This is a genomic window from Pseudomonas sp. H3_C08 (genome assembly GCF_054669455.1).
On record NZ_CP162803.1, the window covers coordinates 4,033,564 to 4,046,152 of the forward strand.

Sequence of the window (12,589 nt, forward strand, 5' to 3'; positions counted from 1 at the left end):
AGACCGCCGGCCCGTTGCTCCGTGACAACGCCGCCCCGCTCCCCTAAATTAGTCGGCCTGAAAAAGCCCGCGGCTTTCTCATCTCCACTCAAGTTAAAAAGTAGTGAAATTTCAATGTCCGATTTCAACACCGCTGAATCCGTAGTCACCGAATCGTCCAAAGCGGAATACGAAAACTCCATCAATCTTTCACAACACCTGCCACAAGCCAAAATCATCAGCGAGATGGTCCTGGACGCGTTCCAGTCGACCCGCGAAAGCGACCAGATCCGCGAGCTGCGCGCGGCGATCCGTCAGGCTCACGACAGCTTCGATGACGACAAGGCCTACGAGCTGATGGGCGAACTCAAGGCGCTGAAAGATGCCGAAGCGGCGGACCTCGCCGCCCTTGAAGACCTCAGCAGCAAGTTCTCGATCGGCCGCATCCTGTCCAGCTTCAAGGATGATCCGGCGTTCCAGGAAATCGTTTATGGCCTGGCCCTCAAAGTGCTGAACCAGACCCATCAGGCGATCAGCAACCCGAGCGGCGGCAAGAGCAAGGCTGCGAAGAAGAAAGAAGTCGAAATCTTCACCATCAGCAAGGACGGCATCAGCGTGACCCTGCCGCTGCGCACGCCACGCTCGCGTCTGAACGTAGACCGTGCAGCGCTGGAGTTCCTCGGTTTCACCTTCGTCGGTGAAGGCGAAGAAGCGGAGCTGGAAAGCGAAGTCTTCGTCGACAACGCGGGTACCGAGCAGGCGGTAAACCGCAAGAACATCATCACCGCACTGCAACAGCAGACTGCGTTTGATGGTTACAGCATCGCCGCGCAGTAATAGCGCAGCCGCTGTACGAAAAAGCCCCGCACTGAGATTCAGTGCGGGGCTTTTTGTTGTCCGGCTTGGGATTCGTGAGGAGGCGAAAATCCTCGCCCCTCATCGGAACGCCGCCCGCCCAGCCCTCTCCCGGGGGAGAGGGAGCCGATCGGGAGATATTCAAGAGATGCACCGAAATGAAAGTACTGCGCCGAATCCACAATCGCCTCAATCTCTCAGGTCGATGTATAGCGCAACACACCTCGGTCAGTCCCCTCTCCCGAGGGAGAGGGTTAGGGTGAGGGCAAGCCGCTAAACCAACCTCAAGCCGAAGGATGCAACGCTACAATCATGTCCACTTCAATCGCTGCGTTCTTCGGCAACTGATACACGCCAACCGTAGTGCGCGTGTGCCGGCCGGCATCGCCGAGCACATGACTGAACACGTCCGAGGCACCGTTGGCGACTTCGCTCAGATCAACGAAGTCCGGCGTCGACTTCACATACACCGTCACCCGCAACAACGCCTTGATTTTGTCCAGCGAACCCACCGCATCGACGATCAGCGCCAGGCAACGCATCGCACTGATGCTCGCGGCGGCTTGCGCATCCTTGAGGGTCAACTCCAGCCCGACGCGACCCGGATACTGAATCTTGCCGTTAGTGCGCGGCACCATGCCGCTGATGTACAGCTCATCATGATGACGGATCAGCGGCGCGTAATTGCCGCCGGCGGTGTTCTCACCATAGATGTCGTAGTTCAGCTCTTGGGCCAGGGCAATAAAACGCTCGTCGCAGGTCATCCTCTCAGTCATTTCGCCCAGCCTTATGATCAGTGCATGAAGAACCGCAGGTTAAGACCGATGATTGCCGGAGATTCGATTTGTGGCAGGTCATCGACGTAGTTGGATCCAAATCTAGGTGTTTCACGAAGTGATAGCAACCGGCCGCTAAGGCATCCTTCGCCACATTTTCACGGTGAGCCGCCATCTCTGCGACGCCCTGCATTAACTCAGCAAACAGATCGCGCTTTTTCATCCAAACATGCCCCATTAGAAAATAGCCTCTGGGGATCCTAACTAATGAAAAGTTTTCTGAAGGTAGGATATCTCTCTATAAGCAGACAGTCGTTTCCCAAAGGCACGCTCGACCTTGAATAGCGCCCAACAAAAAACCCCGCACATCTCTCAATGTGCGGGGTTTTTCGTCCAGCCTTTAAACCTTACGGCGCGTACGTCAGCAGCAGCTCTGCGGGCACCTTGAAGTCCAGGGACATCATGACGCTCAACGCAGTGATGGTGAAGATCGAGAACACGAACAGCTTGCGTGCCCAGACCGTGTCATCCACCGCTTTGTAGCCGGTCCAGGCCATGTACAACCAGTACATGCCCATGGCCGCGGCGACGGCGAGGTAGCTCATGCCGGCGTAACCGCTGAAGGTCAGCATCAAGGTCGCTACGAGGAACGCCAGGATGTAGAGCAGGATGTGCTTCTTGGCCACTTGAATCCCGCGCTTCACTGGCAGCACCGGAATCGATGCGGCCAGGTAATCGTTGAAGCGGAAGATCGCGATGGCGTAGGAATGCGGCATCTGCCACAGGCTGAACATCACCAGCAACGTCAGCGCGGCCATGTCGAAGCTGTTGGTTACGGCGACGTAACCGATCACTGGCGGCATGGCGCCCGACAGACTGCCCACCAGCGTGCCGTGAACCGACTTGCGCTTGAGGTACAGGCTGTAGAAGCCGACGTAGATGATGAAGCCGATCACCGCGAACAAAGCGGCCAACGGGTTGGCCACCTTGTACAACAACGCAACGCCGAGAACACCAAGGATGGTCGCGTAGACCAGGGCCAGTTTCAGGGAGATCAAGCCCTGCACCAGCACCCGGTTTTTAGTGCGTTCCATCTTCAGGTCGATGTCGCGGTCGATGCAGTTGTTGAACACGCAACCGGAGGCAACAACCAGGGATGTACCGATCATGGCAGCCAGAAACACCGCCAGATCCACATGCCCTTTCGAGGCCAGGAAAAACCCGCCTGCCACAGAAAGCACGTTACCGAAAATGATCCCCGGTTTGGTGATTTGGATAAAGTGCTTGAGCGACATCGGGTCTTACCTCACTTCGCCATCATGTAGGTGTGGATGCTGAACATGATCCACAACGACAGGCCAACCAGCAGCACGATCACGATCGCCGTGAAGACGAATGCAATCACGTTGTTACGCTGAGCAATGGAACGGTCCAGGTGCAGGAAGTAATACAGGTGAACAATCACCTGGATTACTGCGAACAGCAGAACGATTGCCAGCGTGGTGGCCTTCGGCAGGCTCGGGTACATCACCAGACCGAATGGGATGACGGTCAGGATCACCGACAGGATGAAGCCAATGGCGTACGACTTTACGCTGCCGTGGCCAGCATCATGGCTGTCATGGGAGTGTGCATTAGCCATTACAGAGTCCCCATCAGGTAAACAACGGTGAATACGCAGATCCACACCACGTCCAGGAAGTGCCAGAACAGGCTCAGGCAGCTCAGACGGGTCTTGTTGGTCGCCGTCAGGCCGTGCTTGTTGACCTGGTACATCATGATGCCCATCCAGATCAGACCCGCAGATACGTGCAGACCGTGGGTACCGACCAGGGTGAAGAACGCGGACAGGAAGCCCGAACGGCTAGGACCGAAGCCCTCGGAGATCAGCAGGTGGAACTCGTTGATCTCCATGGCGATAAAGCCTGCGCCGAGCAGGAAGGTCATGAACAACCAACCCAGGACCGCCTGCTTCTTGCCTTTGTACAACGCCAGCATGGCGAAGCCGTAGGTGATCGAACTGAACAACAGCAGAGCGGTTTCGCCCAGCACATATGGCAGTTCGAAGATGTCGTGGCCCGACGGGCCACCGGCAACGTTGTTTACCAGTACTGCGTACACCGCGAAGATCGACGCAAACAGAATGCAGTCGGTCATCAGGTAGAGCCAGAAACCGTATACGGTCATCTCGCCCGAGTCGTGGTGATGGTCATCGTGCCCATGGTCACCATGGGCGTGTCCAACATTGGTCACTAAGTTCGACATGGTTTAAGCCTGTTCCAACGAGGTTTCAACACGGGTGGCACCGGCCGGGATTTTCCCTGCCGCAACCAGACGCTTGTGCTGCTCGGCTTCGATACGCTCGATCGTTTCAACCGGAACCATATAGCCCTGGTCGTCACGTGCAGCGTGGATCACGAAGTAGATGACGGTGCCGGCCAGGCTGGCGATCGCCAACCACCAGATGTGCCAGATCATCGCGAAACCGAAGACGGTCAACAGTGCGCCCATCACCACGCCAGTGGCGGTGTTGTTCGGCATGTGGATCGGCTCGTACTTGGCCGGACGCTGGTACGCAGTACCGTTTTCCTTGGCTTCGGTGAACGGGTCGATGCAGTCAGCCTTAGGCAGCACAGCAAAGTTGTAGAACGGAGGTGGCGACGAGGTCGACCATTCCAGAGTGTGCGCATTCCACGGGTCACCGTGATCGCAAACGTTCTCTGGCTTGTTGCGGTCGCGCACACTGACGTACAGCTGGATCAGTTGGCAGGCGATACCGACAGCGATCATCACCGCACCGAACATGGCAACGTACAGGTACGGTACCCACTCAGGGTTGGTGGTGGCGTTCAGACGACGGGTCATGCCCATGAAGCCCAGTGCATAGAGCGGCATGAACGCGACGAAGAAGCCCGAGATCCAGAACCAGAACGCTGCTTTACCCCAGCCTTCGTGCAGCTTGAAGCCGAACGCTTTCGGGAAGTAGAACGCGAAACCAGCGATGTAACCGAATACCGCACCGCCGATGATCACGTTATGGAAGTGCGCGATCACGAACAGGCTGTTGTGCAGAACGAAGTCAGCACCCGGGATGGCCAGCAGTACGCCGGTCATGCCGCCGATGGCGAAGGTCACCATGAAGCCCAGAGTCCACAGAACCTGGCTGGTGAAGCGCAGACGGCCCTGGTAGATGGTGAACAGCCAGTTGAATAGCTTCACACCCGTCGGGATGGAAATCAGCATCGTCGCCAGACCGAAGAAGGCGTTGACGCTTGCACCCGAACCCATGGTGAAGAAGTGGTGCAGCCAAACCATGAAGCCCAGTACCGAGATCGCGCCCGAGGCGTAGATCATCGAGTGGTGGCCGAACAGTTTCTTGCCGGTGAACGCCGAGATCACTTCCGAGAAGATGCCGAATGCCGGCAGGATCAGGATGTAAACCTCAGGGTGGCCCCACGCCCAGAACAGGTTGACGTACATCATTGGATTGCCACCAAGTTCATTGGTGAAAATGTGGAAATCCATGTAACGGTCAAGGGTCAGCAATGCCAGGGTAGCGGTCAGGATCGGGAACGAAGCCACGATCAGAACGTTTGCCCAGGTGCAGGTCCAGGTGAAGATCGGCATGTCCATCAGTTTCATGCCAGGGGTACGCATTTTCAGTACGGTCGCGAGGAAGTTAACCCCCGTTAGCGTCGTACCTAACCCGGATAGCTGTAGCGCCCAGATGTAGTAGTCCATGCCCACGCCAGGGCTGTATTGCAGACCCGACAATGGTGGATAGGCAACCCAACCGGTCTTGGCGAATTCGCCGACGCCCAGGGACAGGTTGATCAGCACTACGCCGGATACCAGCAGCCAGAAGCTCAGGGAGTTCAGGAACGGGAACGCAACGTCACGCGCGCCGATCTGCAGCGGCACTGCAAGGTTCATCAGGCCGGTGAAGAATGGCATCGCCATGAAGATGATCATGATCACACCGTGAGCGGTGAAGATCTGGTCATAGTGTTCAGGTGGCAGGTAGCCAGGCGAACCCTCGGTGGCCATGGCCAACTGGGTACGCATCATGATGGCGTCGGCAAAACCGCGCAGCAGCATGACCATGGCAACGATGATGTACATCACGCCGATTTTCTTGTGGTCGACCGAAGTCAGCCACTCGGTCCACAAGTAGGTCCACTTCTTGAAGTAGGTGATTGCAGCGAACAGCGCCAGACCACCGAGGGCGATCATGGCGATGGTCACCATCACGATCGGCTCGTGGAATGGGACTGCTTCCCAACTTAATTTACCAAACATCGTTTACTCCTCTGCCCCGGCAGCTGAATGCGAACTCGAGTCAATTTCCGTGGCCGCCACTTCTTTCTCTTTCTTCTCGTGCTTCAGCGGCTTGCCCGGCTTCATACCTTCGTACTTGTCGACGATGATCTGGAACTGGTTCGGCGTGACCGAGGAGTAGAGCTCGACTGGGTTGTTCTGGCTCGGTTTGGCAAGGGCCGCGTATTCAGCTTGATCAAGCTGTTTAGGTGACTTCTTGACTTCACTTACCCAGGCGTCGAAATCTTCCTGAGTGGTGGAGATAGCCTTGAATTTCATACCGGTGAAACCCGCGCCGCTGTAGTTGGCGGAGATACCGTCCATTTCAGCGTTGCGGTCAGCGATCAGGTGCAGCTTGGTCTGCATGCCCGCCATCGCGTAGATCTGGCCGCCCAGACCCGGGATGAAGAACGAGTTCATCACAGCGTCAGAGGTGATCTTGAAGTTGATTGGCGTGTGCGCCGGGAACACGATCTTGTTGACCGTGGCGATGCCTTGTTCCGGGTAGATGAACAGCCACTTCCAGTCCAGCGCAACGACTTCGATGGTCACTGGCTTGACGTCGGATTGAATCGGACGATACGGGTCCAGTTCGTGGGTCGAAATGTAGGTGATGTAACCCAGGGCAATGATGATCAGGACCGGGATGGTCCAGACTGCCACTTCGATTTTGGTCGAGTGCGACCATTTCGGGGTGTAGACGGCGTTCTTGTTCGACGCGCGGTACTTCCAGGCGAACAGGAAGGTCATGACGATAACCGGCACAACGACCAACAGCATCAGCAGGGTCGCGGTGATGATCAGGTTTCGCTGTTCCAGGCCAACCTGGCCCGTTGGATTGAGCAAGGTCATGTTGCAGCCTCCCAGCAACAACGTGCCGAGCAGCGGCACTAGGCCTAGTAATCTGGGGTACCTGTTTTTACTCATCTCACGACCTCTAAAGCAGCTTGCGCAATGCAGTTGGGTTTTGATCGCCAACACTTCACCCTGCCAAGGGTTGGCATTTTCTTTGGATTGAATAAGGGCCGCCCGTCGCGCGTCAGACGCTCGACAAAACCTGGGACAGCGGTCAGTTCTTATTCGAATTCGTGGTCAAAGGCCTTGTTACAGACCAATTCCATTTGGTGCGGAAAGTTGGAAGGCACCGACACCTGGGTGTCTTGAAAGCCTTTCGACTCACTCGACACCCGACTTTCTGCGCAGCGCCTTAATAAAAAAGCGTTCCTTAATAAAGGCTGAACAGTGCCGGGAATTCAGTGCGGGCGATTGTAGATAGGTAGCGCCCTATACACCATGTCTTATCCCGAAATAATTTTTATCCGTTCGAGCAACAATGCATCGCCATTTTTGCAAAAGTTCCACATGTTATCGAAATAGATTCTCAACAAAAACACCAAAAAATGTAGGTGTACCCGCGTCAGTTCAGACAGCTCCGAAGGCTATTTCCGAACGCTGGAACAGCGCAAAGCCCGATAACCCAAGGCTTTTGGCCATATACCCGCGCTTGTTAAAACTGCCTGCTCTGGCACTCGCGTGCTAAAGCCGAAAAACCCCGAAACTGACCAATCCTTTTTTGTAACAACGGCCGATTCCGCGTCACTCAATGGCCCTGCGACATGGCGCGTGTGACAACATGTCGCACACTTGCCACACCCTTCCTTGCCACCCGTCACGGTGTTTTCACAAACACCGTGAAAAGCAAAACGCCCCGATTGGCTGATCCGCAAATCGAGGCGTTTTCTGTATCGGCCAGACAGCCGATTAGTTGACTCAGCGCAGTGCTTTTCGGTTACGCGAGGTCAGCAGCGGCACCAGGATCACCACCAGCACGAACGCCACCAGTGCCCATTGTGCCAACGACAAGCCAAGGATCGGCGGGTACGGCGTCGAGCAGAAACCGTCAACCTGGAAGCCCAGCGGGAAGATCTTCGCCAGCGGCAGATCATCGACAATCGGCTGCAGCACATCGATGCCGCAACTCACCGCCGGATAGAACTGGGTGTACACGTGATGCCCGGCCACACCGGCCCCGGCAATCGCACAAATCACCACCAGCACCTCGAACACGGTGATGCTGCGACGGGTGCGCATGGCCGCGCCGATGAACGCGAACAGCGCGATCAGCAGCAACGCATAGCGCTGCAAGATGCACAGCGGGCACGGCGCTTCGCCGAGCACGATCTGCATATATAGAGCGCCACCGATCAGCGCCAGGCAGATGATCCCCAACAGCACCAGAAAGCGCCGCTCACGGCCCAACCGAATCGTTTCCTCGCTCATCGCGTTTCCCTTTTATGTCCATGGTTCAACCGGCTCGCGGCTGAAGGTTGTCGCAAGTCTACACCGGGGGAATAAACGATAAAGCGGTTAAGCAACCATTAACCTTGGATCATGTTTCACAAATTCAGACCGCATAACGGCCTTCGCGAGCAAGCTCGCTCCCACATTGGATCTGCGTCAAATAAAGATCCTGTGGGAGCGAGCTTGCTCGCGAAGGGGGCGACTCGGTCTTAAATCATTCCAAAGCCGAAGCCGGCCCGAAGAACTCATAACGGCTTTGTTTCTCCGGCACACCCAGCGCTTTCAAATGCCGCTTGATCGCCCCCATGAAACCCTTCGGCCCAAGGAAGTAGGCGTCGACATCACGCTGCTGCGGCAACCACTCGCCAAGCTGTGCCTGATCCAGGATCCCGACCTTGTCCGCTGCCGGACTCACACCGTCATCCTCGGCATAGCAGTAAAAACGCTTGAGTTGCGGATGACGTTCAGCCAGCTCATCAATCCAGCCGCGGAACGCATGCACGCTGCCATTGCGCGCGCAGTGGATAAAGTGCACCGGACGCTCGGTTTCCAGCGCGGCTTCAAGCATCGCCAGAGTTGGCGTGATGCCGACGCCGCCGCTGATCAACACCAACGGCTTGTCGCTCGCGGTCAAAGTGAACTCACCCGATGGCGGGAACAACTGGATGCTCGCGCCGACCTGCAGTTGATCGTGCAAGTGATTGGAGGCACGACCACCCGGTTCGCGTTTGACGCTGATGCGGTACTGACCGTTGTTCGCCAGTGCCGACAGCGAGTAGTTGCGGCGGATTTCTTCGCCATCAAGGATCAGCTTCATGCCGATGTATTGACCCGGTTCGGCCGCGAGAATCGGGCCTTTGTCTGCCGGCTCAAAGTAGAACGAAATGATTTCCGCGCTCTCCTCGACCCTGGCCGCGACGATGAACTCACGCGCCCCGCGCCAGCCGCCGACGGCTTGTTCTTTCTGGTCATAGATCGCGGTTTCGGCGCCGATCAGAATGTCCGCCAGTTGACCGTACGCCGCGCCCCACGCGCTCATCACTTCTGGCGTGGCAATCTCTTCGCCGAGCACTTCGGAAATAGCGCGGAGCAGACAGGCACCGACAATCGGGTAGTGTTCCGGGAGGATCTGCAGGGCCACGTGCTTGTTGATGATCTTCGCCACCAGATCACCCAACTGGTCGAGCTGATCGATGTGCCGCGCGTACATCAACACGCCGTTGGCCAAGGCGCGCGGCTGGTCACCGCTGGCCTGGTGGGCCTGGTTGAACAGCGGCCGGACCTCAGGGTATTCAGAGAGCATCATGCGGTAGAAGTGAGTGATCAGCGCTTCACCGCCGCTTTCCAGCAGAGGCACGGTGGATTTGACGATGGCACGATCCTGAACGCTAAGCATAAGGTTGACTCCTGAGCTTCTTTGAAAAGTTACCTTAGGGTTATCAGATTCCGTGCCAATTTATTTTTTCAAATAAATCAATAACTTAATAACTATGTAGTCATAACGACCCAAAGGCCTTTATAGTCATCCCGACTACATCTTGTCTCTTTGACTACAAGACCATGACCGCCAAATCCCTGCTCACCGCCCTGCTGCCCTTAGTTTCCGATTTGTCCCGCGAACTGCCCGAGGGCGAGCGTTATCGACGCCTGCTCGAAGCCATGCGCGCCCTGCTGCCCTGCGATGCCGCTGCATTGTTGCGCCTCGACGGCGAATCGCTGGTGCCGCTGGCCGTGGACGGTTTAAGTACGGACACCCTCGGTCGGCGCTTCAAAGTCAGCGAGCACCCGCGTTTCGAAATTCTCCTCAGCGGAGCCGGACCCACGCGCTTCGCCGCCGACAGCGACTTGCCCGATCCTTATGACGGTCTCGTCGACGGACTCGACGAGCATCTGGAGGTTCACGATTGCCTCGGCTGCCCTTTATTTGTCGATGAAAAACTCTGGGGCCTGATCACCCTCGACGCTCTCGACCCCGAGCGTTTCGAACCGATCGAACTCGACGCCCTGCAAGCCTTCGCCAGCCTCGCCTCGGCCACGGTCAACGCCGCCGAACGCATTCAACGCCTGGCCAATCGCGTAGAAGACGAGCACCAGCGCGCCGAGGTTTATCGTCAGGCCAGCGGCCAGCAGAACCGCGAAATGATCGGCCAGAGCAAGGCGCTGAAAAAACTGGTGGAGGAAATCAATCTGGTCGGCGGCAGCGATCTGACGGTGTTGATTACCGGGGAAACCGGCGTCGGCAAAGAACTGGTCGCCCAAGCGATTCACGCCGCCTCGCCCCGTGCCGAAAAACCAATCATCAGCCTCAACTGCGCCGCCCTGCCCGACACGCTGGTAGAAAGCGAACTGTTCGGCCACGTGCGCGGTGCCTTCACCGGCGCCACCAGCGATCGACGCGGCAAGTTCGAACTGGCCAATGGCGGCACGCTGTTTCTCGATGAGGTCGGCGAGTTATCGCTGACCGTGCAGGCGAAATTATTGCGCGTTTTGCAGAGCGGTCAGTTGCAGCGTTTGGGGTCGGACAAGGAGCATCAGGTCGATGTGCGTCTGATTGCAGCGACCAACCGCGACCTCGCCGAAGAAGTGCGCAGCGGTCGCTATCGTGCCGACTTCTACCATCGCCTCAGCGTCTACCCGTTGCGCGTGCCGGCGCTGCGTGATCGTGGCCGCGATGTGTTGTTGCTCAGTGGTTTCTTCCTCGAACAGAACCGCTCGCGCATGGGCCTCAACAGCCTGCGCCTGAACAGCGACGCCCAGGAAGCACTGCTCGCCTACACTTGGCCGGGCAACGTGCGAGAGCTGGAACACTTGATCGGGCGCAGTGCGTTGAAGGCGCTGGGCAACTGCAAGGTGCGGCCGAAGATTCTCAGTTTGAGCGCGGCGGATCTGGATTTGCCGCGCGAGGTTGTGGATAACTCGGTTGAAGCGGTTGCCGGAGTTGTGGCTGAGATGCCGCTGATCAGCGGGGATCTGCGCAGTGCGACCGAGCAGTATCAGCGGCGCTTGATCAGTGCGGCGCTGGAACGTAATCAGGATAACTGGGCGAGTGCGGCGCGGGAGTTGGGGCTGGATAGAGCCAACCTCAGTCGCATGGCCAAACGGCTGGGGATGAAAGGCTAAAAGCACACCCTCACCCTAGCCCTCTCCCGGAGGGAGAGGGGACCGACCCGGGGATGCTTAAGAAACACGCAGACCTGAATCTGCTTTACCGAATCCATAATCGACTCGGTCATTCAGGTCGATGTACAACGCCAGACACCTCGGTCGGCCCCCTCTACCTCTGGGAGAGGGCTGGGGTGAGGGACAGTGATAGAGAGAACAGCGATCAACTCAAGCCGACCACCCGACAACTAACCTAAAGCCCACCCCTTTAACGCCGATAACCCGGCATCAATAGTTTTTGGCGATTTGCACCCTCGCCCACCACCTTTCCACAGAAGGTTCATATGTCCTCCACCAAAGCCCGCGCAGACTCACTTTCGCTTCTGCTGTTTACCTTGCGCAGCGGCAAGCTGATGGCGATCAACCTGCTGAAAGTCAGTGAAATCATCCCCTGCCCGCCGCTGACCAAGCTGCCGGAGTCGCACCCGCACGTGAAAGGCATCGCCACCCTGCGCGGTGCTTCGCTGTCGGTGATCGACCTCAGCCGCGCCATCGGCGAACGCCCGCTGGAAGACCCGAACGGCGGCTGCCTGATCGTCACCGACGTCAGCCGCTCCAAGCAGGGCCTGCATGTACAAGCGGTGAGCAAAATCGTCCACTGCCTGACCACCGACATCAAACCGCCTCCGTTCGGTTCCGGCGGCTCGCGTGCCTACATCACCGGCGTGACATCGGTGGACGGCACGCTGGTGCAGGTGCTGGATATCGAAAAGGTTATCCACAGCATCGCCCCGGCGCAGATCGAAATGGCCCCGACCGACCTGACCATGGAAGACGCCGAGGTGCTCGGCAACGCACGCATCCTGGTGGTCGACGACAGCCAGGTGGCGCTGCAGCAATCGGTGCACACCCTGCGCAACCTCGGCCTGCAATGCCACACCGCACGCAGCGCCAAGGAAGCCATCGACTGCCTGCTCGACCTGCAAGGCACGGCGCAGCAGATCAACCTGATCGTCTCCGACATCGAAATGTCCGAGATGGACGGCTACGCCTTCACCCGTACCCTGCGCGAGACTCCGGACTTCGCCCATTTGTACGTGCTGCTGCACACCTCGCTCGACAGCGCGATGAACAGCGAAAAAGCGCGTCTGGCCGGGGCGAACGGTGTACTGACCAAGTTCTCCTCTCCAGAACTGACCCTCTGCCTGATCGAAGCGGCCAAACACGTCGCCGCACACGGGCACTAAGTCTTGGCCCAG

The 12,589-nt window shown here is 57.6% G+C and carries 11 protein-coding genes; 3 read left to right on the top strand and 8 right to left on the bottom strand.

What is annotated here, in order from left to right; genetic code table 11:
* Positions 1–114 precede the first annotated feature (114 nt).
* On the top strand, positions 115–816 hold the full coding sequence (locus AB4N74_RS18365) for a hypothetical protein (protein ID WP_007949995.1): 702 nt from the start codon (positions 115–117) through the stop codon (positions 814–816).
* A 302-nt stretch (positions 817–1,118) separates the two neighbouring features.
* Here the strand turns inward: AB4N74_RS18365 and AB4N74_RS18370 are convergent, their stop codons facing one another.
* The 8 genes from AB4N74_RS18370 to hmpA all read right to left on the bottom strand — a co-directional run bounded on the left by AB4N74_RS18370 (position 1,119) and on the right by hmpA (position 9,624).
* Positions 1,119–1,610 carry a RidA family protein gene (locus tag AB4N74_RS18370; RefSeq protein ID WP_007916938.1) on the bottom strand — a complete coding sequence of 164 codons (492 nt, stop codon included), beginning with the start codon at positions 1,608–1,610 and terminating at the stop codon, positions 1,119–1,121.
* Between the two features lie 407 nt (positions 1,611–2,017).
* Positions 2,018–2,905 carry a heme o synthase gene (cyoE, locus tag AB4N74_RS18375; RefSeq protein ID WP_007916939.1) on the bottom strand — a complete coding sequence of 296 codons (888 nt, stop codon included), beginning with the start codon at positions 2,903–2,905 and terminating at the stop codon, positions 2,018–2,020.
* An 11-nt stretch (positions 2,906–2,916) separates the two neighbouring features.
* The gene (gene cyoD, locus AB4N74_RS18380; RefSeq protein WP_007916940.1) at positions 2,917–3,252 is read right to left on the bottom strand and encodes a cytochrome o ubiquinol oxidase subunit IV; all 336 of its coding nucleotides are present in this window, start codon (positions 3,250–3,252) and stop codon (positions 2,917–2,919) included.
* A complete protein-coding gene (cyoC, locus tag AB4N74_RS18385) occupies positions 3,252–3,875 on the bottom strand; it encodes a cytochrome o ubiquinol oxidase subunit III (RefSeq protein ID WP_007916943.1) in 624 nt (207 codons plus the stop codon). Before cyoC ends, cyoD begins: the two co-directional genes overlap by 1 nt.
* A gap of 3 nt (positions 3,876–3,878) precedes the next feature.
* Positions 3,879–5,909: a cytochrome o ubiquinol oxidase subunit I gene (gene cyoB, locus AB4N74_RS18390; RefSeq protein WP_007916945.1), complete on the bottom strand. Its 2,031-nt coding sequence runs from the start codon at positions 5,907–5,909 to the stop codon at positions 3,879–3,881.
* Positions 5,910–5,912: 3 nt separating this feature from the next.
* Complete coding sequence (gene cyoA, locus AB4N74_RS18395; RefSeq protein WP_007916947.1) at positions 5,913–6,854, bottom strand: ubiquinol oxidase subunit II; 942 nt, start codon at positions 6,852–6,854, stop codon at positions 5,913–5,915.
* Between the two features lie 843 nt (positions 6,855–7,697).
* On the bottom strand, positions 7,698–8,207 hold the full coding sequence (locus AB4N74_RS18400; RefSeq protein ID WP_025109264.1) for a disulfide bond formation protein B: 510 nt from the start codon (positions 8,205–8,207) through the stop codon (positions 7,698–7,700).
* Between the two features lie 235 nt (positions 8,208–8,442).
* A complete protein-coding gene (gene hmpA, locus AB4N74_RS18405; protein ID WP_257356082.1) occupies positions 8,443–9,624 on the bottom strand; it encodes an NO-inducible flavohemoprotein in 1,182 nt (393 codons plus the stop codon).
* 164 nt (positions 9,625–9,788) lie between these two features.
* Between hmpA and norR the strand changes: the two genes are divergently transcribed.
* Positions 9,789–11,348, top strand: a complete 1,560-nt coding sequence (gene norR / locus AB4N74_RS18410) for a nitric oxide reductase transcriptional regulator NorR (protein ID WP_460096863.1) — start codon at positions 9,789–9,791, stop codon at positions 11,346–11,348.
* Between the two features lie 326 nt (positions 11,349–11,674).
* The gene (locus AB4N74_RS18415) at positions 11,675–12,577 is read left to right on the top strand and encodes a chemotaxis protein CheW (RefSeq protein ID WP_460096865.1); all 903 of its coding nucleotides are present in this window, start codon (positions 11,675–11,677) and stop codon (positions 12,575–12,577) included.
* The last annotated feature ends 12 nt before the right edge of the window (positions 12,578–12,589 follow it).

Bases quoted from the DNA above. Each gene is read 5' to 3' on its own strand.
- AB4N74_RS18365 (WP_007949995.1), top strand. From the start codon at position 115: ATGTCCGATTTCAACACCGCTGAATCCGTAGTCACCGAATCGTCCAAA.
- cyoC (WP_007916943.1), bottom strand. From the start codon at position 3,875: ATGTCGAACTTAGTGACCAATGTTGGACACGCCCATGGTGACCATGGG.
- AB4N74_RS18415 (WP_460096865.1), top strand. From the start codon at position 11,675: ATGTCCTCCACCAAAGCCCGCGCAGACTCACTTTCGCTTCTGCTGTTT.
- cyoD (WP_007916940.1), bottom strand. From the start codon at position 3,252: ATGGCTAATGCACACTCCCATGACAGCCATGATGCTGGCCACGGCAGC.
- cyoB (WP_007916945.1), bottom strand. From the start codon at position 5,909: ATGTTTGGTAAATTAAGTTGGGAAGCAGTCCCATTCCACGAGCCGATC.
- AB4N74_RS18370 (WP_007916938.1), bottom strand. From the start codon at position 1,610: ATGACTGAGAGGATGACCTGCGACGAGCGTTTTATTGCCCTGGCCCAA.
- cyoE (WP_007916939.1), bottom strand. From the start codon at position 2,905: ATGTCGCTCAAGCACTTTATCCAAATCACCAAACCGGGGATCATTTTC.
- norR (WP_460096863.1), top strand. From the start codon at position 9,789: ATGACCGCCAAATCCCTGCTCACCGCCCTGCTGCCCTTAGTTTCCGAT.
- cyoA (WP_007916947.1), bottom strand. From the start codon at position 6,854: ATGAGTAAAAACAGGTACCCCAGATTACTAGGCCTAGTGCCGCTGCTC.
- hmpA (WP_257356082.1), bottom strand. From the start codon at position 9,624: ATGCTTAGCGTTCAGGATCGTGCCATCGTCAAATCCACCGTGCCTCTG.
- AB4N74_RS18400 (WP_025109264.1), bottom strand. From the start codon at position 8,207: ATGAGCGAGGAAACGATTCGGTTGGGCCGTGAGCGGCGCTTTCTGGTG.